Genomic DNA, 22204 nt, shown 5'->3' with positions numbered 1-22204 from the left:
CCATCGTAAGATCTAGTGAAGCGAGCGAAGAGAATGCGGACGGACCCCTCCCCGCGAGCCAACGCGTCGGCTTCGCCATCGTCGCTTTGGGTCGTCTCTCCGTCGAGCAAATACTGCCTGCCTTCGGGCAAGCGAAGAAAAGCCGACTGGCCGCGCTGGTTTCGGGGTCGCCGGACAAGCTGACCGTGCTTGGACGGCAGTATGGCGTTAGACAAGAAGCTCTGCTCGGCTATGAGGATCTCGAGCGCCTCCGCGATAGATGGAAGACGTCAAGGCCGTCTACGTCGTTCTGCCGAACTCGATGCACAAGGAATACGTTCTCCGATCGGCGGCCATCGGCAAGCATGTGCTGTGCGAGAAGCCGATGGCCACGAGTTCAGAGGATGCTCGGTCGATGATCGAGGCGTGCTCATCGGCGCGCGTCAAGTTGATGATCGCCTATCGCTGTCGCTACCAGCCTCATCACTTGGAGGTCATTCGTCGTGCGCAAAGCGGAGACCTCGGGCCCATCAAGCTGATCGAATCCATCAACGGTCAGAACCAGGGAGATCCGGAGCAATGGCGGCTCCGCAAGGCATTGGCCGGCGGCGGATCCCTGCCGGACGTCGGCATCTATTGTCTCAACGCCGCGCGGGCGGTCACCGGCGAGGAGCCAGTCGAGATCGAGGCTCGCATCCACTCGGCCGACGGCGATCCGCGCTTTCGCGAAGTGGAAGAGAGCGTCGCCTGGATCATGCGCTTCCCCTCGGGCGCTATGGCCAACCTTTCGACCAGCTACGGCATCCATAGGGCATCGCGCCTGGCGGTCCACTCGGACGGCCGCAATCTCCTGTTGGACAATGCCTATCCGTACAAAGGGCAGCGGCTGACAGTGCCTCGCGCAATAGACAGTCGCGAGACCGAGACGTTGATCGAGATCCCTGCAAAAGACCAGTTCGCTCTGGAGTTGGATCACATGGCGGAATGCGTTCTCACCGATAGGTCGCCAAGGACGCCGGGCGAGGAAGGCCTGCGCGACATGAAACTCATGGAAGCGATCTACAAGTCGGCGGATCAACGAGCCCTTGTTAGAATCGACTGAGTTCTCTGAAGTGGCCGCATAGCTCGGCCCTTCCCGGGAATGGCTACGCTGCTTGGCGGTACCCCTCTTCGCTCCGCTTCTTGTTGATGAGGTTCAACAACTGCGCGGTGGCCTGCGCATCGCATAAGGCTCGATGATGATTGTCGAGCGAGATGCCATATATCTCGCAAAGCTTCCCAAGTCCGTAGGACTTGTGCCCCGGATAGCGCCGTCGCATTCCCGCACAAGTGCAGAGCTTCGGGAATCTGAAGCGCCGCGCGATCCTTTCGAATTCGTAGGCCATGAAACCGTAGTCGAAGCTGACGTTATGGGCGACGAAAATGCCGTCCCCCATGAACTCCATGAAACGGTCGGCTACCTCCGCGAACAAGGGTGCGTCCCGAACCATTTCGTTCGTGATGCCAGTCAGCTGAACGATCCTTGCGGGAATGGAACGCTGAGGATTGATGAGAGAATGCCACTCGTCGACGACACAGTGATTGCGAACCTTCACCGCGCCGATCTCGGTGATGCGATCGCCATTCGACCAGGAGCCGGTCGTCTCGATATCGACCACCACGTAGTCCTGCTCGGGGTCGAAACGATAGTCCACCCGACCGATCTCGGCGATGATGCCGGCGGCGCCGAGCTGGCGGAGACGGGTCAGCTGGTTGCGGCGGATCACGTCCCCCTCGGCTTTGACCTCCATGAAGGAGGATTTGCCGTCCTGCACCAGCATCAGATCGGGGAAACCGTCCCGCATGCCGCGGAAGTCGTCGCACATGCTGCGGACGATGGTGGCTATGGCGGCCGGATCGAATCCTTCGAGCAGCGCGCGGAGCGCCTCCACTTGCACATGATCCCAGCTGAAGATCCCATTCGGGCGGCCCCATTTTGCTGCGACGGTGCGGAGGATCAACGGAAGAGAATCTCCGGACGCTGCGGCGGCCAGCTTCTCGTCGATCGTCACGGCGAAGAGCCGCCGGAAGCTGCGGTCCTTCAGGCAATGAGGTAGCCAGTCGAACCCGCTGGGCATCCGGGTGCTCTCGAAGAGCTCGTCCCAGAAAAGAAGGCCGAACAGGGTGTGCCACAGCACATTCTCGGTGAAGAAAACCTTGCTGCCCTCGCGCCGCAGAACGCCGGCGACGCCTGCTTCTGGATTGCCGCGATGGGAATCGTCGACGGTGATCGTTCGCCCGGACCGCAGCAGTTCGGTGCAGACGCCTGTGCGCCTCCCTCCGAACTTGCGAGCGTAGAAGTCAGTTGCGAAAACGTGCTCCCCGTCGCTGGCGGGATCATCGATCATCCGCTGCAGCAGGTCTTCGGCTCCGGTGCGATCCCCGGTATTGTAAAGCAGGCGGACCAGACGCTCGTTGCACTCCGGCGAGCACCCCGCGCGATAGAGCTGCCGCGCAAGATCGCTCTCACCCGCTTTCTCGAAGAAAAGACCGGTCTGATGAGCCGCTCGGCTGCGGAGGTCCTTGCCGTACTGTGTCCCGCAGGCAGGCCCGGACAGCACGTCGATGGCGGCCCGCCTGTGGACAGATTCTGATCCGTGCTCAAGGCTGTCGAGAATCTGGCTGTAGTGGAACGAGGCAAGCGCCTCCTCGGCATCCGTGAAGCGTGCGCTGAACGCGGTCTCGCGATTGGTGCGGAGGATACCCAGATCCCGCAGCGCGAAGTTCTTGAGGTTCACCTCGGTCTTGCCGAAGTAGAGATAGAGCAGGAATTCGATTGGCCGCGTGCCGTCGAGAGCGATGAATTTCCGGGCACCGCAGTGCTGCGCGGCCGCCGAAAACGGGATCTGTTCGAGATAATAGTCGATGAACTTGGCTTTGGCCCACGACTTGCGGACGTCTTTGCGACCAGCCGCCTGTGCACCGGTGAAGAGGACATCTTTGGGAAGACACGCGACGAACCCTGGGTAGTCGATTTCACCGATCCCCCGGGCATGACCGACCATCATCAGATCCGACGTCGCCTGCTCGATATCGTCGATCTCGGGGTAGTCGAACAGGGACCGATTGAATATCGCACCACGCCGGTTGATCATGCGGATCAACAGGCATCGGGCATCTCTCGAGAGGCGCTCGAAGCGCGCCATGAAAGCGTGATGGTCCGGACCAAGCACGGGTTCGTACGTTCGCTGCACGAACCCGAGCATTTCGGCGAAATGGTCGAGATAATAATAGACGGGCAGTTGCGGCAATTTGGCCAAGCGGACCTTCGCGGCTGGAATCGTTTGTTCTATTTTTGTTCGAATGCTGTGAGTGAAGTCAAGTGCCGCGACGGGCTCCAGCTCCCCTAGTCGCCGACCGCTCGGTGTCAGCGGAGTTAGGAAGGCGAAGCCGACGTATCTTCCTTGACGCCCCTGGCCACGATCCGGAGCGCTCCGTCCGGAAGCGGCCGCTGCAGCTTGAGGGCTTTTTCGGCAGGCGCGGTCATCCAGGTTTCGACCTCGTCGGGCGTGGTCAGGATAACGGGCATCGCCTTCGGGTGGATGGCGCCGACCTCGGCGTTCGGTTCGGTCGTCAGGAAAGCGTAGAGGTCGTTGGTGGTCTCGCCTTCGCCTCGGCGTCGCCCAGCACGCCGGCCTCTCGAAGCTGACTTTCATAGGCAGCCCCAAAGGCGCCCCAAGCCTGCTTCAGATACGGCTTTCCGTCTCCGTCCGGGTCTGTGTGGTCGGCGAATTCGACAGCGCCCCCCTCATGCGCCTGCAGGGTCTCCCTTGCCCACTTGAGCCCAGCGACGCCGGTTTCCTGTTGCTCATTTTTGATGTTCGCTCTCGCGGCGACCAACGCATAGACTGCCTCGGCCCGCCGAACAGTCTTTTTCCAGACCTCTGAGTCAACGTCATGGCTCTGCCTGGCGTACTCCTCGCTTAGCCAAGGATACAGCCCGTAATACCTTGTCCTGAGCGTCACGTTGCTGATGCCAGGCACCAGCGATTGATATAGCCGAATGCTAGGCGCCTGCAGGCCAAGCGGGTCCAAGCCGCCTTTTTGGCGCACCTGCGTCCATTCCGGTACGGCGATGAGGTCGGTCATCGAGATACGTTAACTCGGTCATGGGAGATGCGTCATCGTTCCATGAGCGGCCGTCAGAAACAAGCGAGCAGAGTCCGTTGCCGCTCGTTTCCACAGCAGCGAGCTTTCGTTGCCCGGGCACGCGCAGCTGGAGATTAGCGCTAGAATCAGCTATCCCTTGGTCGCTTCCACGATGCCACGTAGCGCTACGAAAACACCGTCCGGCTTGATAAAAGCTTCGGCTTCGGCCTCGAAGTCCGCACGTGGCATCTGCGCCAGGTCGCGCCAGCGCCCGGTGGCGTGCGGTTCGTAGAGCTCGTTGTCGCAGACCATCATAAACTGGGTCTGTACCACCTCGTCCTCGCGCAGGCGGTCGCGCAGCACGGGCACGGCGCCGGCGGCCTCGCCGACCCGCCGCGATCCTTGAGTTTTCGTCGGCGAGGGCTTCCCGCAACTTCTCCTCCATGAAGTCGAGAAGCTCGAGGACGAATACGGCGAATTCGGTACGTCGGGGTGTCATGGCAATACATCCCGGGTCGCCTTTGGTTTCGGCTCGGTGACCCTGGCCCCTGACAAGGTTGCGTAAAACCGATATAGCAACCAACAAAGGACGGACAATGCCGAAAATCACCAAGCTTGAAGCGGGCGGACGGCAGCTTGATTCCGCAATCCGGATGTTCTTCGCCAACGAGGACATCCTGGCGGTCCACACCGTATCACGGGCGGCTTTTCGTATTCTCTACGACATCACCAAAGAGGGCGAAGCCAAGGTCGCACTGGATGCGCACATAAAAAAAGTGGGCGTCGACTGCTTCAACGAAGAAACTAATTTTCTGAAGCATGCCGACCGCGATTCGGATGGCGAAATCGACGACAATTTTCACCTGTTTACCGAAGCCGGAATGGGTATGGCGGCTGGACTGTACGTGCACCATACAAAAAAACTAACTCCCGAGATGAGAGGCTTTCACATCTGGGGCGCCATGATGCGGCCGAAGTTCTTCGACGTTCCGGAAGACCTGAAAAAATTGGCCAACGATTGGCGGGCCAATAGTGCGACGGACCCCGACAAGATCACGGAGCAGAAGGCTGCCAGGGATTTCGGAGCCGCGCTGGTCCATTGGATCAGGTTACGCGACGCTCCGAAGGGTACTCAGTGGAAGCCCGCTTAGGCTCCTCAGACAGCGCCCCCGATCGAATGTAGGTCGGAGCAAAAGCGGGATGAAATCAGCAGAAATGAAGATGCGTTCTCAACGACTTACAAGATCGAGTCGCTCTTAAATCGAAAAGCGAGGTGATCGAGTCGTTCTTAAAGTAGAGATCGAGTCGATTTCAAAACACGGGGCCGTGGAAAATCAACGAGATAGCCGAGTCGCTTTCGAAGTGGCCCCACAACTTTTGTGCGGACCGCTTTGCCTCCCGAACGTTCTTGCATGGCAAAGTGGCTCCCTATGTGAGGTTCAGTTGCGACCAGAGGAATAGACTGCCGGCCGCTTGCGTCCCAAATCCTACAGACGTCTCGAACGGCCGTGGTATCGTACCGCGCAGCAGACTTCGCCGAATGGTAGATCGTCTGAAGAATTCACTGTCCGAACTGGAGTCGCCCACCTGCATGAGGTGCAGGATCGAGATGCGATGGTTCATGTCGAAGCTGGAGCGCCAAGAGCCGGTAACCACGATCGTCCATGGCTTTGTGAGTCCGGTGCGAAGGCGTTGCTGAAACCGAAACCGAGTTCAAGCCCGTCCGGGTTGTCCCTGACAAGCTCGCGGCGCCGAGAGCCGTCGCACACGCGGCCTAAGAAGGTATTACCGCACTGAAGTCCGGAGTACCGAGCGACGAGCAATCCTTCCTCGGAACAGCGCGGCTGGGCGGAACGTTGGCCTTCCATGGAAGCCTTTCTGCACCGCCTCTTCACGGCCAAGTCAGATTTTCCGGTCTGGGTGCGCTACCTCCTCACCCTCGGCCTCGTCGGTCTCGCCTTTTTCGCCAGGGTGATGGCCGATGAATACCTTCGATCCTACCCGCTCCTGCTTTTCATTCCCGCCATCTTCTTGTCATCTGTCCTTTTCGGCCGCGGGTGTGGAATTGTTGCGACAGCCGCGGCCGCCGTTCTCGCCATGACGTACCTCATACCCCGGCCGGCCTCGACCGCCGGGGGACGTTCTGCTCCAGGAGCTCGCACATCGAACGCGGGAACGACCTCGCCACTATCGTATCGATTCTCAGGCTGCAGGCCCGCTCCGAAACCGACCCGGGCGTGCAGAGGGCGATTGCGTCCGCGGTAAGCCGGGTGGACGTCGCAAAGGTTCACGACCGGCTGCGCGAGACGGCGGACACCAGCCGGATCGCGCTGGCGCCGGACATCGAGTCCTTATGCGCCAGCCTTGCGGATTTTCACCGGGGCGTGCGCACGATCTCGATCCGGGTCCGCTGCGAGGACATCTGGGTGAGGAGTTCGCAGGCGGCCTCGATCGGGCTGATCGTCAACGAACTGCTTCAAGTACGCATTTCCGGAGGGCCGCCACGGCTCGGTGGAGGTCGAGCTGCGGGCCAAGGAAACCCACGTTCTGGTGTCGGTGAGGGACGACGGAATCGGTTGCTCCGCGGAAGCGAAGAGCGGACTTGGCACTCGGCTCATCAACCTCCTCGCCACCCACATGAAGGGCACCGTCGCGAGGAAGCCTCTTTCGCAAGGCTGCGAGGTGCAAGTCTCGATCGCGCTCGACAGCTGAAGACCGCGAAGCATTTTCGGATTTCCTCTGCAACCATGGACGGCTTGTGACGTAGATGATGTCGGAGCTTGCGAGAACACTATGGTCGATCGATCACCAAAACACGCCGAGGAACTAGACCGATTCCGCAAGCTTCACGCCGAGACGACGGATCCTTTGGCTGCGCGGCTGCTGCAGGACATTATATCCGAACTCGAAGCAGATCTGAATCCGCAGCGGCAGGAGACCGGTTCGAAGGTGGAACGCGGCTAGTTCTCATGCTCCGCCACGGCCGCTTGGATCGCTCGGTCAAGACCATCCAACTGGAAGGGCTTGCGCAGCATCGGTCTATTCTTGAAGCCCTCGGGTATATCTTCTTGCCCGTAGCCACTCGCGAAGACGAACGGAACAGATCTCTTCGCGAGAATTTCCGCGACGGGAGTGCTTGTCGGACCTCCGAGGTTGATGTCTAGGATGGCAATATCGAAGGCCGGATCGTGCGCAAGTCGCACCGCATCCTCGATCCGCCCTGCCTCGGCGACGACAGCGTGTCCAAGCTCCTCGATCATGTCGACGAGCATCATTCGGATCAAGGCTTCGTCTTCGACGAGGAAGAAAGATCGTCTGGGGCGGTTCACGTGGATCCTTGGAGAAGGTCGATGCTCCCGCAGCGGCCGGCACGACGCCCGGAATTCACGAGGGAAACGGATAAACGACCTCGACCGGGGTCGAGGTCGCCAACCTATGGGCTAGGTTTTGCTCCCGGCTGGGGCTTTGGGGGGCAAGGGGGCCGAGAGCAAGGACTCGACGCGGTGGAATGCCGATCGTTCCCTTGCGGATCGACGTAGCGCTCTCAGAACCTCGTCGTACGCGTGATGAGCCTGAGCCTGACTGCTGCGCGAGGCTGATCGGCTGCCTATCGTTGGCAGCCACACGAGGCCCGCTGGAGCGGCAGACTGAACTGTCGATCCATCCAGAATGGCGCCGCCCTTGCGGGCGGCGCCTAGATCATCGATCACCAGCGGCCGGTACCGAAGCTGAAGCCGATGCTCGGCCCGCCTCCGTAATAGCCGTATCCGCGATCGTAATAGCCCGGACCGCCGTAGGAGCCATAGCTCCTGCGCACGACGTAGCTGTCATCGTCGCCGTAGTAACGCTGCACATAGCGGGGACCGCGGGTGCGGAAGCAGCGGCCGTACTCGTTGCAGACCAGGCGAACCTGATCGACGTTTGCCGCCTCCTCCGATCCAACCAGACTGGGATTGAGCGGAGCTGCCGAGGCCGCCGACGCGAGCATGGCGGTGGCCGCAAACGCTACGAGAGCAATAGTCCTCATGTTCGTTCTCCTTGTTGTGACGAGATCAATCGATCTCTTCGATGACGCGACGTTCCTGCGGTTCGACGATGTAAGTCCGGCTATCCCGGTTGATGTACCGGTACTCCCGCAGGCTCGGTGCGTCGCGATAGACCTCCTCGGGGAACGTCTCCACGTCTACGTCTGCCGGCAGGCGCTCACCCCTGCGGATTTCGGTGCGCGCGGTGCTGCCGGTGGTCTGCCGCTCGCGCTCGACGGGACGCGCCTCGGAACGCGCCTTGGCGTGCTTGCGGATCACTTCGCGATCGCGATCGCTGAACGTCACCTTGCGCTGTTCGGTGCGGGCCGGCGCAGCCGCGGTCGAACGACCCGAGTACGGGAGGACCGCGACGATCTGGTAGCTCGAAGGCTCCACGATCACGATCTCGTCCTTCACCAACACGAAGTTGTAGCCTCTGTACTGCGGCACGACCTCGACGACCTCCGCCGGGAGCGGCTGCAAGCGGACATCGCGCGGCACCGCCGTGCCCACCGACAACGAGAAGTTCACGTTGTTGAGGGGCTGCACGTTCAGATGCGAAATCGACGTGCTGATCCGGGTCCGTTGCTGATCGTTGATGTTCACCGACGCGTTCACGTTGGTGTTCGAGGAGCGATCGGCCGTGTTCTGCTGATTGTTCGGCTGCTGCGCCGTGTTGGTCGAACCGCTGCCCGCCGGGGACTGTGCCTGGGTATTGCCCGGAGCAGGCGGATTGGCGCTCTGCGTCTGGGTATTCGTGTTCGAAGGAGAATTGGTCTGCGCCTGGTTGGAAGGCGTAGTTGTCTGATTGGACGGCTGATTGGTCTGAGCCTGGTTGGTCGAGTTGTTCGAGGCAGGCGCCTGCGTGGTGTTGGTGCCGGTACCCGAATTGGACGGCTGGCCTGCAGCGGTCTGACCGCTCGAGGACGGCGACTGCGTCTGGGCCGAATTCGTCGAAGGATTGGCGGACTGTGCGGATCCCAAAGATGAATTGGTCGGCGAAGTCGACGGCGTCGTGGATGTGGAATCCTGCTGACGAGACGGCGGATTGGAGTTCGACGTGCTCGGAGAAGACTGGGCAAAAGCGGAAGTCGCGATCGCGACTGCAGCGGTGGTAGCCAAAAATAAACGCTTGTTCATCTGAACCTCCTTAATGCGGACGTCGGACAACCTGGGGCGAGACGCGTGGTTCCATTCGGGGAAAACTAGGCAATTGCGCGAGATGTGCATTTTCTTTTATCCCGAATTATGCAAATCGTGAGAGTGGGAACTTCGGTCGCGCAGCGTCGTTGGCAATGACTACTTACGAGTCATTTTCACTTTGAGGAGAACACCATGAAGAAGCTTATCGTGTGCGGCGCTCTTGCCGCTTTCGCCCTCGGCACGCAGGCCGCCAGCGCCGCCGAGTTCTACATCGTGCGCGATGCCACCACCAAGAAGTGCACCATCGTCGACACCAAGCCGACCACAACCACCACGACGGTCGTGGGCGACGGCGTCTACAAGACCAAGGTAGAGGCAGAGTCCGCGGTCAAGACCACGAAGGTCTGCACCGAGCAGTAATAGTCGCGACGGCGGTAAGAGCCGTTTAAGCATTCTGACAACGATTGGAGGAAAAAATGCCCGTACTGATTTTGTGGGCCGTTCCAGCCGTCCTGGTTGTTGGCGGCGTCGGCTATTTCCTGGTTCACATGCACTGAGCGGATGACCCCGCACGGATGAACGGCCCGCCCAATGATTTGGGCGGGCCGTTTTTCATTGCGCCAGATCGGTACACTAGCCCTGTGGGCACAAAAAAGGGCCCCGTAATGGGGCCCCAATTCGCCGAGAGCACTCGTCGCGCTTAGTTGTAGTCCGAATATTTGAACTGCGGTAGCGCCTTCAACTGCTCCTTATTGCCGCTCATGACGGCGTGGTCAGGAACCCAATCGTTCGCGGTGCGGTTCGTCGTGGTTGTGGACGCGGTCCCGGTCGTGGTGGTGTCGCGGGCCGGGGTCGACGTGCCGCTCGAGCTCGTTCGAACCGGCTCTTCAACGAACTTCAGCTTGTCCATGGAGACCGCGATGTCGTGCTCGCCCATGCCGAGGAAGCCACCGATGCCGATAACCACCGCGTTGATCTTGCCGTTCTTGTCGACGAGCAGTTCGTTGACATCGCCGAGCTTCTCGTTGGCCTCGTTGTAGACGTTCAGGCCCATCAGCTTCGAGGCGCGCCAATTTCCCTTGAACGCCATCTTCGCATCGGCGGGGTGGGCGGTGGCCGCCGGCGCCGTGCGATCGACGGGCTGAGTGGATTGCGCGAAAGCAGCGCCGCCGATCACAGCAGTGCCAAGCAACGCGACGGCAAGGAAGCTTTTCATGGATTATCTCCTCCAACGTGAGCCGCATCCGTTCGGATGCCCGGCTTCAACGCCCCGAATTACCGCTTGTTCCCGACGGGGAACGGATTGCCAAGGATTCGATCGCGCCTGTCCGACAAACCAGCCGCGCAATAGATCTCTCACGCGAGGCGTCCTCTGCGAGCGACCAAGTCGCGATATCGGGCGTCGTACTCCTTCGCCATCCGGCTTGCGGCGAAGCGCTCCTCGAACCGGGCGCGGACCACTCGTCTGTCCAGCCGGCCCAGTTCTTTCACTGCTCTGATCGCCTGCTCCTCACCGTCGACGATGAAGCCCGTGACGCCATCCTCCACGACTTCCGGTACCGAGCCTGATCGATAAGCGATCACGGGTGTCCCGCAGGCCATCGCCTCGATCATCACCAGACCGAACGGCTCGGGCCAATCGATCGGAAACAGCAGGCCCGCTGCGTTCGCGAGAAACGGCTGCTTCTTCGCGTCGTCGACCTCGCCGACGAGCTGAACCGCCTGGCCATCGATGTTCGGCTCGAGCTCGTTCTTGAAGTAGGCCGTCTCCGCCCGAGGGATCTTGGCCGCGATCCGCAGCGGCATCCGGGCCGCGCGCGCGATTCGTATAGCGTCCTCCGGACCCTTGTCCGCCGTCAGCCGCCCCAGAAAGGCCAGGTACGAACCTGGTTCGTAGGAGGGCCTAAACATGTCCTTGGGCAGTCCGTGCTGGATCGTCGCGATCCAGTTCGCTTCCGGAAGCGGCCGACGCTGGTCGGCGGAAATCGAGACGAATGGAGCGTCCGCAAAGGCACCGATTACCTGGGGCAGGCCGGGCAGATCGAGCCGACCGTGCATCGTCGTCAGGAAAGGCACGCCGGTCCGGCTCAGCACCGGAAGAGGCAACCAGTCGACGTGGGAGTGGATCACGTCGAAGTCGCGCGCGCGCTCGGCGATGGCCTCGATCAGAAGCGCGCAGGCGGCGTTCGGATCCGCACCCTTCCGCCCCAGGCGCAACGCGCGCGGCCACACCGCGTGGAGCTTTCCCTTCGTCTTCGAGTCCCCGCTTGCGAACAGGGTGACGTCGTGCCCGGATTCGACCAGTTCGTCCACCAGCCAGGCTATCACACGCTCGGTGCCGCCGTAGAGCTTTGGAGGTACGCTCTCGGCCAAGGGAGCAAGCTGGGCAATCCGCATCGGCTAGGCCCCGAACACGGACCGCAGGACCGTGACGATGCCAGCGGAAATGAGGGATGAAATCGCAAGCAGCGTCCAATTGGGCCTCGTGCTTCCACGGACCACGCGCGCTGCGAGCGTCTTCACGATCGTCAACATTCGTCTGGAGGAAGCCGCTGCAGGTAGGCTATCCCAAGCCAGCGAGTTCTTCGGTATCGCTCTCTCGCGCTTCCGACCTGCTGTGGAGGTGGCGCTCCAGAAGGCAGCGCCGGCTGTCATGCGCATCGACCTCGGGGTGCCGCGCCCGATACACCGTCCAGGCGGTCTCCGTGGCGTTCTTCAAGACGACTTCGTCGACCATACTTACTGTCTCCGGAGGCCGAACCCAGTCGCTGCCAACTCAAGGCAATCTGGAAGGTTTCCAGTTTTTCCCGGAAGTATACGAAAGGAGGTGAGTCAGGAGGCGAGGATCCATTGCCCCCTCGCCGCGGGGGTGCAGCTGCAACCATTGCCTATTTTTCCCGTTATCGACAGGGCGCAGCAATGTGAAAGGAATCTCGATGAAGAAGATCGCGATGTCGGCGCTGCTGGTCGGCGCTCTTGGTCTGTCCTCGGTGGCCGCCACGTCTCCTGCAGAAGCCCACTGGCGAGGGGGCTGGGGACCGGGCATCGCCGGCGGCCTGTTGGCCGGCGCTGTGATCGGCGGGCTTGCCTCGTCGGCGTATGGATGGGGACCAGGTTATGGCTACTACGGTGGCCCCGGCTACTATGGAGCGGGCTATTACGGCGGACCCTATGCGTACGACTACGGGTATGACGAGCCGTATCGCTGGGGTGGCGGGTACGCCACCACGACTTACTACACGGCGCCCGTGTCCTACGGCTACCGCTACCGTCGAGTCGTGCGACCTGCATACGCCTATTACCGCGGATCCTACCCGGTCGTTCGGCACCGCTGGCATCGCCACCACTGGTGAGAGCGGTCCGTCTGAACGCAACGAAGGCCGCGCACCCGAAGGCGCGGCCTTTTCTTTCCGCTTACCACAATCCACCGGAAAAACGGGTCGTGCCGTTCGAAGGCAAGGCGTCGTTCGGGCGCTCTCGTCGCCGGCCTCGTCGAGCGCTTTGGATGCGGGCGCGCCTGTGATGCGATGCGTCCGGGCGGTTCTATCTTGACCTCGGGCTACGGGTGGCGCAGCCGCGCGGAGAACGAGGGCGAAGCGTGGTGTCCGGCGTAGATTGAACGAAGTGAGAGCGAAGACGGACGAACTGCTGCGAGGCGGGCGAAGGCGGCTGCAACATCAATTGCTTGGGCCGCCACCAAATTTTTCGGTGGGCCGGCTGATTTTGTTGGTGCTAGACATGATCAATATCACGACACCGTTGCGACACGCGATGTCCGCGAGCGCATCCAGCGGCGGCCTCTCTCATTTCGGGACTGACCATGCGCAAGCTTCTGGCAATATTGCTGATCTCGTGCTGGGCCAGTTTGGCTTACGCACAAAAGGCCGACCTCATTGTCACGAACGCAAAGCTCGTGACGCTGGATCCCGCATCGACGATCGCGCAGGCTCTCGCAGTCCGCGACGGCAGGATCGTTGCTATTGGCGGCAACGATGCCGTGGAAGGCCTGATCGGGCTCGCGACGCGCCGGGTCGACGCAGGTGGACGCACCATCATTCCGGGATTGATCGATTCCCATATTCACGCCGTGCGCGCCGGCCTCACCTACGCAACCGAGGTCAACTGGATCGGCGCAAAGACGATTCCCGAGGCCATGGAACGCTTGCGCCAGGCGGCAACAGCGCGCCCGGCATCCTGGATCATCGTGGCCGGCGGCTGGAGCGAATTGCAGTTTACTGAGAAGCGGCGGCCAACGCTCGCCGAGGTGATGGCGGCCGTTCCCGACAATCCGGCTTACATCCAGCTGTTCTATTCGGCGGTGCTGATGACGCCAAAAGCGCAGCAAGCCCTCGGGATGTCCGCGGATCAGTTGCCGGCCGGTATCACGACTGAGCGCGCCGCATCGGGCGACGCCACGGGGTGGCTCAACGGCTCCATCGTCAGTATCTCCGCGCTGTTCGATCGGCTGCCGAGGCCGAATTTCGAAGAGAATGTCGCCGGGACCCGGCAGTTCTTCACGGAGCTCAATCGTCTCGGCGTGACCGGGATCGTGGATCCCGGCGGCTTCAGCATCTATCCCAGCCACTACGCGGCCTTGCAAAAGCTCTGGCGTGACAAATCATTGTCGGTTCGCGTTGCCTTCAGCCTGTTCGCCCAGAATGTCGGCGCGGAATTCGACGAGTACAAGACTCTCACGCCGTTCCTGCCGATGGGATTCGGCGACGACATGCTGCGGTTCAACGGACTAGGCGAGCGGATCACCGGCGCCATGTACAACAACAATGCGCCTGACGCGGCCGCCAAGGACAAGTTCCGCGAGATCATTCGCTGGGCGGCCAAACAAGGGCTGACAGTCACCATCCACTGGCAGGAAGACAAATCCGTCCATCACCTCCTGGACCTCTATGACGAGGTCAACAAGGAGACGCCGCTCGCGCCGTTGCGCTGGTCCATCGCCCATCTCGACAACACCTCGCCCCAAACGCTGGCGCGCATGAAAGCCCTTGGTATCGGCTGGACCATGCAGGACGCGATGTATCTCGGAGGTGACCGTATCGTGGCGCAGGTCGGCGAAGCCGCCCGCAGCATGCCACCCCTCGTCACGGCGTTGCGCATGGGAGTCCATGTCGGGGCCGGCACGGATGCGCATCGGGTCGCATCCTACAATCCGTTCGTGGCGCTGCAATGGATGCTCGACGGCAAGACCGTCGGCGGACTCTCGACGCGCGGCCCGGACGAAACACCCAGCCGCGAAGATGCCTTGCGCCTCTACACCGTGGGAAGCGCGTGGTTCTGCTTCGACGAGACGCGGCGCGGCACGCTGGAGACCGGCAAGCTCGCCGACTTCGCGATTCTCGATCGGGATTTCATGTCCATCCCCGTCGAGCAGATCGGCGCCACGGCGTCTCTGCTGACGGTCGTGGGCGGCAAGGTCGTCTACGCAGCGGATGCTTTCTCGAGCGCAAAATAGAGCTGAAGGCTTGTTGTTCAAGGCGGCTGTCGGCTTACCGGCGCGATTGCATCTTTGCGCGGTTTCCGCAGGTGGCCATTTCGCACCAGCGACGGGATCTGTTTTTGGTGCGATCGATGAACAGCCAGTGGCAGTCGTGCTGTGGACATCGTTTCAATCGGTCGAGTTCGTCGCCGCGCAGCAGGTCGACCGCAGCCCAGGCAAGCGGACCAAGGATCCGGTCCCCGTGCGTGAATTCGATGGTGGCCGGCGAACCGGTCAGCAATGCGGCCGTGAAGGTACGGGCCGCAACATCGTGGATCACCGCCATGCCCAGCGCCGGCGGTTCATCGCCGTCCGCGATCGCAGCGCCTACTTTGTCGATCGCGTTGCGCAGGCGCCGGCCATCGTCGGCCAGCAACGCCCGCTGCCTTGCATTAAGCGAAAAATCGACGCCCACCAGTCCAGCATCCCTTGCCCAGGCCAGCATTCCCTCGGCGTCGCGCAAGTGATCGACCTCTTGGTCCGTGCCGCGCCAGCTGATCGTGTTGGCGAAATCGAGCGCCAGATTCCCCGCTACGCGGTGAAGCGGCGGCGGTCGATCGGCGATGCTGCGCAAACGCTTCACGTCGGACGTTCTTCCCAAGGCCGGAGCAGCGCCATCGCGGCGGCCACCAGCATGAGGGCAGCGCCGCCGATCTCGAGCCAGCCGATCGCCTCGCCGAACAACCACGCACCGGTGCCAAGCGCGATGATCGGAGAGACAAAGGCATACAGACCTGCGCGCATCGTACCCCATTCACGCAGCAGCACGAGATAGATCGTATAAGCCACGATCGTTCCGAGCAGCAACAGGAACAACAGGCTGCCGATTGCCGCCGGAGTGAGGAAAGCGTCGAGCGTGTCTCTCGATACGGGTTCCAGCACCAGCGAAAGGCCGAGCAGGGCGGCGCCGCCGATCGCCGCCTGCACCATCGTCAGCGCCAGGGGCTTCACCGGACCGACCAACGGACGCGCGACCACGCTGCCGACGCAATAGCTCACGGTCGCGGCGACGATCGCCGCGAGCCCAAGGCCGCTCGCATCGGACCCGGCCCCGAGCCGCGCCCAGAACAGCCCGATGACACCGACACAACCGATCGCGAGCACGACGGCATGATGCCAGGTCGGCCTCTCCTCGCCGGTCAACGCGGCGAGGGCAAACAGCAGGACCGGAATCAGGGTAAGGTTGACCAGCCCCGACAGCCCTGATGGCACGTGCTGCATCCCCCAGAACAGCAAGCCGTAGGTGTCGGTGTTGACCAGCAGAGCTGAAACGATCGTTGGCCGTGCGCGGCCTTCGGCGAATGCGGCGCCGGCCCCGCGCACCCCGATGGCCAGCAGTGCGGCCGCCAGCAGGTATCGCGCGGCGGCGAGCAGCAGCGGGGGCAGATCGCCGAGCCCGACCTTGATGGCGGCCCAGGTCAGCCCCCAGATCAACGACATTGCGGCGAACAGGACAAAGTTGCGCACCGTCGTGCTCAGCGCATGCCGTACCGATCGACCAGAACGCGGTGGATTTCCACCCTTTGAGGGAGTTCGATCAGGAGTTCGGGATCGCGGTCGAGGTGATGCACCTTGGTCGGCTCGCCCTTGGTGAAGGCAGTCATTGCCTGCATGTCGGACCAGTAGGAGATGGTCGTGAACCATGTCTCCTCGTCAAGGTCCTCGCGCAGCAGCTGGACGCCGAGCGCCGTCTTCTCGAGCGGCGGAATGCCTTCAGCGCGCAGATATTGCTCGTAGCTGTCGGCGATGTCCCGCCGGGTACGACCACGCCAGATTCGTGCGATGGAAGGATTGGTTGGCATGCTTGCTTCCTCCTTTAGGCGGCGAAGGGACACCAGCGCGGCGAAGGCCGCGCCGTGGGACGATCAGGCATGGACACGCGCAAGGAAGGCGCGGACCAGTGGCAGCGCCTCATCGAAATGCGTCTCGAGCAGCCAGTGACCGGCGCCGTCGAGCAGGTGCAGATCGACATCGGGCAAGTCGCGGCGATAGGCGCGGGCGGACTCGGCCGGCATGTATCCGTCTTCGAGGCCCCACACCACGAGCGTTGGAGGACGGTGCTCGCGCAGATACGCCTGATAGCGCGCGAACCAGCCGAGATTCTCCTCCAGCTTCTCCATCAGCCCGACGCAGACCTGTCGGCGCACTGGCGTGTCCATGAGTGGCCAATGAAGCTTCCAGAGGTCGGGCGGCACCCGGGCAGCGACGTCGTCCGCCATTGGTCGGCGAGCGCCGGCATCAGCCGGCGGAACTGGAAGGAGGAACAGGGATAGCCGTGCGGCAGCAGCAGGACCGGCGCGCCGGCGCGCCCCGCTTCGCGATAGAAGATCGACATTCCCGTTCAACGCCAAGCGCCGGTGCGCCAGTCCGCTCGCCATTCGGGCCTCCATCATCTGACACCACCTAAATGCATTTAGGCGGTGAACGTTCCGAGGCCGGGGAGCCGTGTGGCGACGAACAATCGGCGCGATCACGCGCCATCGTTGTGCGGGTGGTGCCGAAGCCGACATGAGCGTAGGGCTTATCTGGCACCGTTCGGCTGTTCCGCTGGGCTGCCCCACCAGAAACGCTGCGTGTTCTCGCCGAGAACCCGCCCATACAATGCTCAATCAACCGCCCTTTCGCGGCAGGAGCCGTCCATGACCAATGAAAAAGGCCCGAACATCAAGAAGAAGCAGAAATGCAAGAACTGCGAAGGCAAAGGCCTGCTCAAGAAGGGCGACAAGGTGGTGAAGTGCCAGCGCTGCAAAGGCACGGGCGTGCGGTGATGATGAGGTGATGGCCTCCAATGCGGACGGCGTACTTTCCCAGGTTGCGCAGGCTCGCGACTGACGTGCACCGCATCTGACATCACGATTGGCACTTCCTGCGGCAAGACGCGTTGCGGTCTTTTCGAGGGAGCTGCAGATGACCAAGACCGACACGGAGGGCGTAAAGACCGGGACACCGCCGACGGGTTCGGCGGCGCTCAACCCCGGGGACGAAGCCGCACCGGGGACGATGGGCACCGGCGAAGATGTGTGTCCGGATTGCCATGGCAAGGGGCGGATCGACGGCGCGCCCTGCGCGACGTGCGGCGGCAGCGGGACCGTGATCCGGGCCGTCGGCGGGGCCTGAGCAAAGCGCGGGCCGCGCGGCGCTTGCGCCAGGCTGTGGCTTTCGATTGCGCCTTCATTGTTCCAGCAACGAACGGCCCTCGCCCGTGTTTTCCGGATGCGAGACACAATGAGGCGCGCCATGACCAAAGATGCCGGACTGAAGCCCGACGATTTCCCCATCGAAGCCGACAAGGACAAGCTCAGGACCCACAAGGGCGAGCCGGTGGCCTCGGCCGAGTCGGACACGATCGCGGATCAGATCGTCGAACGGCTGAACGAGCATGCTCACCAGGAAGAGCAGGATCGTTGGTCGGCCTAGGCAATTCGCCTTGCCGACACCCATCCGGAAAGAGCAACGGATAGTTTGTAGGACCGAGCTCGCAGGAACGACGTCGTTGGAACGACCTGGGGCCGTTGCGTATTGGGCCGCGCCGGGTCCTTGCGATTCCGGCAATGGCGGCCTCGGCTCGAAGCCCCGCCCCCGGGCCACAGGCCGGGGCCGCCTGACGGGGGATCGGCCCGGCATCTCAGGCCGTCTTGGAGGACTGCGCGAGAGACCATGGAGGCGCCCACACCAGGGATGCAAAACCCGCTTCGACAGGCGCGGCTCTACGGCTACCTGATCGAACGCGAGGGCGCGCTGTTTCATCCCGGCGGCAGCCACCCGCTGTGCAGCGCGGGCATGACGCGACGCATGATCGAGGCGGGCTGGCTGGTGAAAGCCGGCGATCGCTACGAGTTGACGCCGCAGGCGCAGGAACGGATCGCCCCGCGTGCGATGAGCTCGGGATGACTCATCGTCGCTGTCGCGGGATTTCCGCTCCCGCCCAGGAACAGGTGCGTGCCGAGATCTTTGCCTCGGCACGGCATGTGACGACGTCAACACAGGAGCGGACATGAAAAAGCTGGTTCTCGCAGGGCTCGTTGCGGCTCTCGCATTCCCCTCTTCCGCATTCGCGCAAGGCGGCGCGGGTGCGTCCAGGACCGGGTCGAGCATCGACTCCTCAGGCACCGGCGGCACAACGGGAGCGGGAGCCTCCGGCCTCAACACGTCATCGGACAACAATGGCGGCGGCGCGAACGCACCGGCCAAGTCCTCCACGACCCGGCCAGGCGACAACGACACCAGGCAAACCCAGGGCGGTCAGCAGGCCATGCCGGGCTCAGGCTCGACGGGAGCGAACCGCAAATAGACGCGGCGCGACGCGCATCCAGTGGATGACCCTCACGCAAAAGGCCCGGATGATGGTCCGGGCCTTGTCTCGTCACCACCAGGGATCCCAATAGGGCGGTGGAGCGTAGGCGTAAGGCACATAATAGGCCCGCCGCACGACGCGCGGTCCATAATAGCCGTAGGGCGGGCCATAGAAGCGCGGGCCATAATAGGCATCGGCCGCCAGCCCCGCCGCAAGCGCACCGGCAACAAGACCGAAGCCGATGCCGGGACCGCCCCAATGGCCGTGCCAGCCGCCGCGCCAGCCATGGGCTTCCGCCGGCGAGGCCGCCGCCACGAACAGGGCCGAGATCATCGTCAGGACCAAAGCAAGTTTCTTCATGTGCGACTCCCAGAACTTGGAAACCGACCGCAAAACGCCAGACCGGAATTGAAGTTTCCGAGCGTTCCGGAAAATTTGCAGCGAGCCGACGGACGCAAATGCGGCCGCCGGCCGGACGCGGGCGGGAGCGGCGGCTCCCGCCCACGGCCATGCTTACACATCGTTCTTACTTGCCTTTGATCGCGATGCGCCTCACCTTCTGTTGTGCCGCCGGTGACTTCGGCAGGATGACGGTGAGAACGCCGTTGTTGAAGGAAGCCGCGACATTGTCCTGGTCGACGTCATCGACCGGAATGCGCCGCTCGAAACGGCCATAGTAACGCTCGCTGAAGAGACGCTCCTTGTCTTCCGTTTCGCTCTTCTTCTCGCCGCTGATCGTCAGCACGCCGTTTGCAAGCTCGACGTTGACGTCCTTCTGTTCGAGACCGGGAAGCTCGGCGACGACCTTGACTTCCTTGTCGCTCTCGTCGAGTTCGACGTTCGGCCAGCCCATTGCGGTCGAGGAGCCGAACGGACTGAGATCAAAGCTGCGGAAGGCGTCGTCGAACAGCCGGTTCATCTCACGATGAAGCGCAAGCAGCGGGTTGCCGGCTTCGCCGCGTTGAACGGCCATGTTGCGTGAGCCGTTGTTCCACGGAATGAGATCGCGTAGTGCCATTGTCGTTTCTCCTTATCTCCTGTCTTAATTGTCGATTGGCGCAGCTCGGCGCGCGGCGAGGGCCACGCACGCGCTGCAAAGCCCGGACGATCAACTCGTCAGGCCGCCTGCTTGTGCTCGATTTCGGGTCGGCATTGCCGGCAGCATCGATCGCGATGCGACGCGGCGGAACGGCGGTCGAAACCGATGGTCGAACGCCAGAGGGGAGACATATCGTCGGTTCTCATAACCACATCCTCCTGTGAGCAACATGGATTAAGAGCATCACCGGGGCGAGCCCCGATGGCCTTGCCGGACCCTGCTTTGGCGTCCGGCACCGCACTCGCATGCGGCTGCCAAAAGAATTAGGAGGCGCCGATTTGGTTTCAAGAGCCGGCTGCGAGGCGTCCGCCGATAGCAGCCCGAACCTTTTCGAACGCGCGCATTTCGATCTGCCGCACCCGCTCGCGTGAAACGCCATACCGTGCCGCGAGCTGCTCAAGTCTCAGCGGCGGCTCGGAGAGCCAGCGCGCCTCGAGAATGTCGCGCTCGCGCGGCTTGAGGACGCCCATGGCGCCGGCGAGGGCTTCACGCCTCCGTCTGGTTTCTTCCTGCTCGGCGTACGCGGCTTCAGGACTGGACGCGGGGTCGACGAGCCAGTCCTGGACTTCGCCGCCGTCGGCGTCGCGCACCAAGGCATTGAGCGACAGGTCGCCGCCGAGGCGCCGGTTCATCTCGATGACGTCGTTCTCCTGCACGCCGAGCCGCCGCGCGATCCGGCTGGCGTGCTCGGGGCGGAGATCACCATCCTCCAGGGCGGAAATTTCCGCCTTGGTCCGGCGAAGCTTGAAGAACAGCTTCTTCTGCGCCCCGCTGTTGGCAATCCTGACCAGCGACCAGGACCGCAGGATGTATTCCTGGATCGACGCCTTGATCCACCACATCGCGTAGGTCGCGAGCCGAAAGCCGCGCTCCGGCTCGAAGCGCTTGACGGCGTGCATCAGGCCGACGTTTCCTTCGGAAATGATGTCCGCAACCGGCAGGCCGTAGCCGCGATATCCCATCGCAATCCTGGCAACGAGCCGCAGATGGCTTGTGACGAGATGATAGGCTGCCTCGCGGTCGCCGTGCTCGCGCCATCGCTTGGCGTAGGCGATTTCCTGATCGGGCCGCAGCATCGGAAACTTGCGAATTTCCGCCAGGTAATGTGTCAATCCGCCCTCAGACGACAGCATCGGAACAGTTGCAGTGCTTCCCATTGCCCACCTCTTCGAGTTGGTCTGCTTACGCTCCAAAATCGACATGACAAAAAATGGTTTCGGCCGACGATGTAACGACCGGTGGGGCCGGCGCGTGAGTTTGCGGCGGCTCTGGCCGGGTCACGAGATAGAGCTCGCCCGCCACCAACAGGAGGGCAGCGACGGCCAGGGCCAACATGCCGAGCACCAGATCGCTGTAGTCATCCATGCGCGTTCGAAAGTATGTCGATGTCGAAGATCGGCAGCCATCGCTTTTGGCTGTCCGCGACGTCGAACGTCGTCACCGGAATTTTGTTCCGGACTTTCGGCGCCCCGCCGGGACGCGGCCTCACCCCGCCAGCCAATTCCTCGTCGCGCGAAGAATATCGTCCGACAGCTTGGGATCGTCCACGGCGCGGGCAAGCACGAGGGCTCCCACCATGGAGGCGGCGGCGGCGAGCGCCTTGTCCTCGCGCTGGCGTGGCTTCAGATCGGTGGCCATTCGGCTGCTCAGCAAGCCGATCACGCCGCGCACGCCGGCGGTGAAACGCTGCTTCAGGCCGCTGCTTTGACGTGACACTTCACAGGCGAGCGCAGCGAAGGGGCAGCCGGCGGCGGGATCGTCGCGATGCCCCGGCGAGAGATAGTGCGAAACATAGTCCTCGAGCTCGAAGGCCTCGGGGAATTCCTGACCCTTGGCGTCGATCGCATGGGCCACCGCCTCCTCGACCAGCCGCTCCTTGGAGCCGAACTGGCTGTAGAGGCTGCCGTGCGTCATCCCGGCCGCCTCGGCGAGTGCGTCGACACCGACGCCGGCGATGCCGCGCTCCCGCAGCAGGCGCGAGGCAGTCTCGAGAATATGCTCGCGATTTTTGGCGGCCTGTTCCTTTGAGACGCGCATGGGAC

At 62.5% G+C, this 22204-nt stretch carries 28 protein-coding genes and 4 pseudogenes; 13 read left to right on the top strand and 19 right to left on the bottom strand.

Annotated features, from left to right (window positions below):
- Positions 1-259 precede the first annotated feature (259 nt).
- A complete protein-coding gene (locus IVB19_RS07490; RefSeq protein ID WP_256474593.1) occupies positions 260-1081 on the top strand; it encodes a Gfo/Idh/MocA family protein in 822 nt (273 codons plus the stop codon).
- 43 nt (positions 1082-1124) lie between these two features.
- Here the strand turns inward: IVB19_RS07490 and IVB19_RS07485 are convergent, their stop codons facing one another.
- The 4 genes and pseudogenes from IVB19_RS07485 to IVB19_RS07470 all read right to left on the bottom strand — a co-directional run bounded on the left by IVB19_RS07485 (position 1125) and on the right by IVB19_RS07470 (position 4470).
- Entirely contained in the window at positions 1125-3278 is a 2154-nt protein-coding gene (locus IVB19_RS07485) for an exonuclease domain-containing protein (RefSeq protein WP_247821189.1), read from the bottom strand.
- Between the two features lie 116 nt (positions 3279-3394).
- Positions 3395-3640 (bottom strand): annotated as a pseudogene (locus IVB19_RS07480) (SOS response-associated peptidase family protein); the annotation flags it as partial.
- Entirely contained in the window at positions 3592-4107 is a 516-nt protein-coding gene (locus tag IVB19_RS07475) for a hypothetical protein (protein ID WP_247821188.1), read from the bottom strand. The gene IVB19_RS07475 and the pseudogene IVB19_RS07480, both read right to left, overlap by 49 nt.
- A gap of 150 nt (positions 4108-4257) precedes the next feature.
- Positions 4258-4470 carry a hypothetical protein gene (locus IVB19_RS07470; RefSeq protein ID WP_247821187.1) on the bottom strand — a complete coding sequence of 71 codons (213 nt, stop codon included), beginning with the start codon at positions 4468-4470 and terminating at the stop codon, positions 4258-4260.
- A gap of 233 nt (positions 4471-4703) precedes the next feature.
- Here IVB19_RS07470 and IVB19_RS07465 point away from each other — a divergent pair, with 233 nt between their 5' ends.
- The 4 genes and pseudogenes from IVB19_RS07465 to IVB19_RS07455 all read left to right on the top strand — a co-directional run bounded on the left by IVB19_RS07465 (position 4704) and on the right by IVB19_RS07455 (position 7071).
- Positions 4704-5258, top strand: a complete 555-nt coding sequence (locus IVB19_RS07465; RefSeq protein WP_247821186.1) for a hypothetical protein — start codon at positions 4704-4706, stop codon at positions 5256-5258.
- 906 nt (positions 5259-6164) lie between these two features.
- Positions 6165-6419, top strand: a pseudogene (locus IVB19_RS40635) (histidine kinase dimerization/phosphoacceptor domain -containing protein); the annotation flags it as partial.
- Between the two features lie 166 nt (positions 6420-6585).
- A pseudogene (locus IVB19_RS07460) lies at positions 6586-6819 on the top strand (sensor histidine kinase); the annotation flags it as partial.
- An 81-nt stretch (positions 6820-6900) separates the two neighbouring features.
- A complete protein-coding gene (locus tag IVB19_RS07455) occupies positions 6901-7071 on the top strand; it encodes a hypothetical protein (protein ID WP_162847249.1) in 171 nt (56 codons plus the stop codon).
- Here the strand turns inward: IVB19_RS07455 and IVB19_RS07450 are convergent.
- From IVB19_RS07450 to IVB19_RS07440, 3 genes are all read right to left on the bottom strand, one after another.
- On the bottom strand, positions 7068-7442 hold the full coding sequence (locus tag IVB19_RS07450; RefSeq protein WP_085350358.1) for a response regulator: 375 nt from the start codon (positions 7440-7442) through the stop codon (positions 7068-7070). The genes IVB19_RS07455 and IVB19_RS07450 overlap by 4 nt on opposite strands.
- Positions 7443-7813: 371 nt before the next feature.
- Positions 7814-8134: a hypothetical protein gene (locus IVB19_RS07445; RefSeq protein ID WP_085350357.1), complete on the bottom strand. Its 321-nt coding sequence runs from the start codon at positions 8132-8134 to the stop codon at positions 7814-7816.
- A 25-nt stretch (positions 8135-8159) separates the two neighbouring features.
- Complete coding sequence (locus IVB19_RS07440; RefSeq protein ID WP_247821185.1) at positions 8160-9272, bottom strand: DUF1236 domain-containing protein; 1113 nt, start codon at positions 9270-9272, stop codon at positions 8160-8162.
- A 195-nt stretch (positions 9273-9467) separates the two neighbouring features.
- Here IVB19_RS07440 and IVB19_RS07435 point away from each other — a divergent pair, with 195 nt between their 5' ends.
- Entirely contained in the window at positions 9468-9695 is a 228-nt protein-coding gene (locus IVB19_RS07435; protein WP_085350355.1) for a hypothetical protein, read from the top strand.
- A gap of 280 nt (positions 9696-9975) precedes the next feature.
- On the opposite strand, the gene IVB19_RS07430 is transcribed toward IVB19_RS07435, so the two are convergent.
- From IVB19_RS07430 to IVB19_RS07420, 3 genes are all read right to left on the bottom strand, one after another.
- Complete coding sequence (locus tag IVB19_RS07430) at positions 9976-10491, bottom strand: PRC-barrel domain-containing protein (RefSeq protein ID WP_085350354.1); 516 nt, start codon at positions 10489-10491, stop codon at positions 9976-9978.
- 140 nt (positions 10492-10631) lie between these two features.
- On the bottom strand, positions 10632-11672 hold the full coding sequence (locus IVB19_RS07425) for a glycosyltransferase family 4 protein (protein WP_247489631.1): 1041 nt from the start codon (positions 11670-11672) through the stop codon (positions 10632-10634).
- A gap of 166 nt (positions 11673-11838) precedes the next feature.
- Complete coding sequence (locus IVB19_RS07420; protein ID WP_240543238.1) at positions 11839-12012, bottom strand: hypothetical protein; 174 nt, start codon at positions 12010-12012, stop codon at positions 11839-11841.
- Positions 12013-12196: 184 nt separating this feature from the next.
- Here IVB19_RS07420 and IVB19_RS07415 point away from each other — a divergent pair, with 184 nt between their 5' ends.
- Together IVB19_RS07415 and IVB19_RS07410 are read left to right on the top strand one after the other, a co-directional pair.
- Positions 12197-12628, top strand: coding sequence for a hypothetical protein (locus IVB19_RS07415; RefSeq protein ID WP_240543239.1), 432 nt, complete (start codon positions 12197-12199; stop codon positions 12626-12628).
- A gap of 467 nt (positions 12629-13095) precedes the next feature.
- Positions 13096-14745, top strand: coding sequence for an amidohydrolase (locus tag IVB19_RS07410; protein WP_247821184.1), 1650 nt, complete (start codon positions 13096-13098; stop codon positions 14743-14745).
- A 34-nt stretch (positions 14746-14779) separates the two neighbouring features.
- Here IVB19_RS07410 and IVB19_RS07405 read toward each other — a convergent pair whose 3' ends face one another.
- From IVB19_RS07405 to IVB19_RS07390, 4 genes and pseudogenes are all read right to left on the bottom strand, one after another.
- Entirely contained in the window at positions 14780-15352 is a 573-nt protein-coding gene (locus IVB19_RS07405; RefSeq protein WP_247489637.1) for a CGNR zinc finger domain-containing protein, read from the bottom strand.
- On the bottom strand, positions 15349-16236 hold the full coding sequence (locus IVB19_RS07400) for a DMT family transporter (protein ID WP_247489639.1): 888 nt from the start codon (positions 16234-16236) through the stop codon (positions 15349-15351). The genes IVB19_RS07405 and IVB19_RS07400 overlap by 4 nt, the downstream gene beginning before the upstream one ends.
- Positions 16237-16244: 8 nt before the next feature.
- Positions 16245-16571, bottom strand: coding sequence for an antibiotic biosynthesis monooxygenase family protein (locus IVB19_RS07395; RefSeq protein WP_018455651.1), 327 nt, complete (start codon positions 16569-16571; stop codon positions 16245-16247).
- A gap of 63 nt (positions 16572-16634) precedes the next feature.
- Positions 16635-17104: pseudogene (locus tag IVB19_RS07390) on the bottom strand (alpha/beta fold hydrolase).
- A 304-nt stretch (positions 17105-17408) separates the two neighbouring features.
- Between IVB19_RS07390 and IVB19_RS40200 the strand changes: the two are divergent.
- From IVB19_RS40200 to IVB19_RS07370, 5 genes are all read left to right on the top strand, one after another.
- Complete coding sequence (locus IVB19_RS40200) at positions 17409-17537, top strand: hypothetical protein (RefSeq protein WP_018455653.1); 129 nt, start codon at positions 17409-17411, stop codon at positions 17535-17537.
- Between the two features lie 139 nt (positions 17538-17676).
- Complete coding sequence (locus IVB19_RS07385; protein ID WP_018455654.1) at positions 17677-17886, top strand: hypothetical protein; 210 nt, start codon at positions 17677-17679, stop codon at positions 17884-17886.
- Between the two features lie 120 nt (positions 17887-18006).
- Positions 18007-18186, top strand: a complete 180-nt coding sequence (locus tag IVB19_RS07380; protein WP_247489641.1) for a hypothetical protein — start codon at positions 18007-18009, stop codon at positions 18184-18186.
- Positions 18187-18447: 261 nt separating this feature from the next.
- Positions 18448-18660, top strand: coding sequence for a hypothetical protein (locus IVB19_RS07375; RefSeq protein ID WP_018455656.1), 213 nt, complete (start codon positions 18448-18450; stop codon positions 18658-18660).
- Between the two features lie 103 nt (positions 18661-18763).
- Positions 18764-19060, top strand: a complete 297-nt coding sequence (locus tag IVB19_RS07370) for a hypothetical protein (RefSeq protein ID WP_026232997.1) — start codon at positions 18764-18766, stop codon at positions 19058-19060.
- Positions 19061-19132: 72 nt separating this feature from the next.
- Here the strand turns inward: IVB19_RS07370 and IVB19_RS07365 are convergent, their stop codons facing one another.
- From IVB19_RS07365 to IVB19_RS07345, 5 genes are all read right to left on the bottom strand, one after another.
- A complete protein-coding gene (locus IVB19_RS07365) occupies positions 19133-19423 on the bottom strand; it encodes a hypothetical protein (RefSeq protein WP_018455658.1) in 291 nt (96 codons plus the stop codon).
- Positions 19424-19589: 166 nt separating this feature from the next.
- Positions 19590-20081, bottom strand: a complete 492-nt coding sequence (locus IVB19_RS07360) for an Hsp20/alpha crystallin family protein (protein ID WP_247821182.1) — start codon at positions 20079-20081, stop codon at positions 19590-19592.
- A gap of 365 nt (positions 20082-20446) precedes the next feature.
- Positions 20447-21319: an RNA polymerase sigma factor RpoH gene (rpoH, locus tag IVB19_RS07355; RefSeq protein WP_204513727.1), complete on the bottom strand. Its 873-nt coding sequence runs from the start codon at positions 21317-21319 to the stop codon at positions 20447-20449.
- Between the two features lie 25 nt (positions 21320-21344).
- Positions 21345-21527: a hypothetical protein gene (locus tag IVB19_RS07350; protein WP_018455661.1), complete on the bottom strand. Its 183-nt coding sequence runs from the start codon at positions 21525-21527 to the stop codon at positions 21345-21347.
- Positions 21528-21647: 120 nt separating this feature from the next.
- A complete protein-coding gene (locus IVB19_RS07345) occupies positions 21648-22199 on the bottom strand; it encodes a TetR/AcrR family transcriptional regulator (RefSeq protein ID WP_247821181.1) in 552 nt (183 codons plus the stop codon).
- Positions 22200-22204 lie beyond the last annotated feature (5 nt).

It is taken from the genome of Bradyrhizobium sp. 187 (assembly GCF_023101005.1).
In the GTDB taxonomy this organism is placed as follows: Bacteria; Pseudomonadota; Alphaproteobacteria; order Rhizobiales; family Xanthobacteraceae; genus Bradyrhizobium; species Bradyrhizobium canariense_D.
This window is presented reverse-complemented; position numbering and strand designations above follow the sequence as displayed.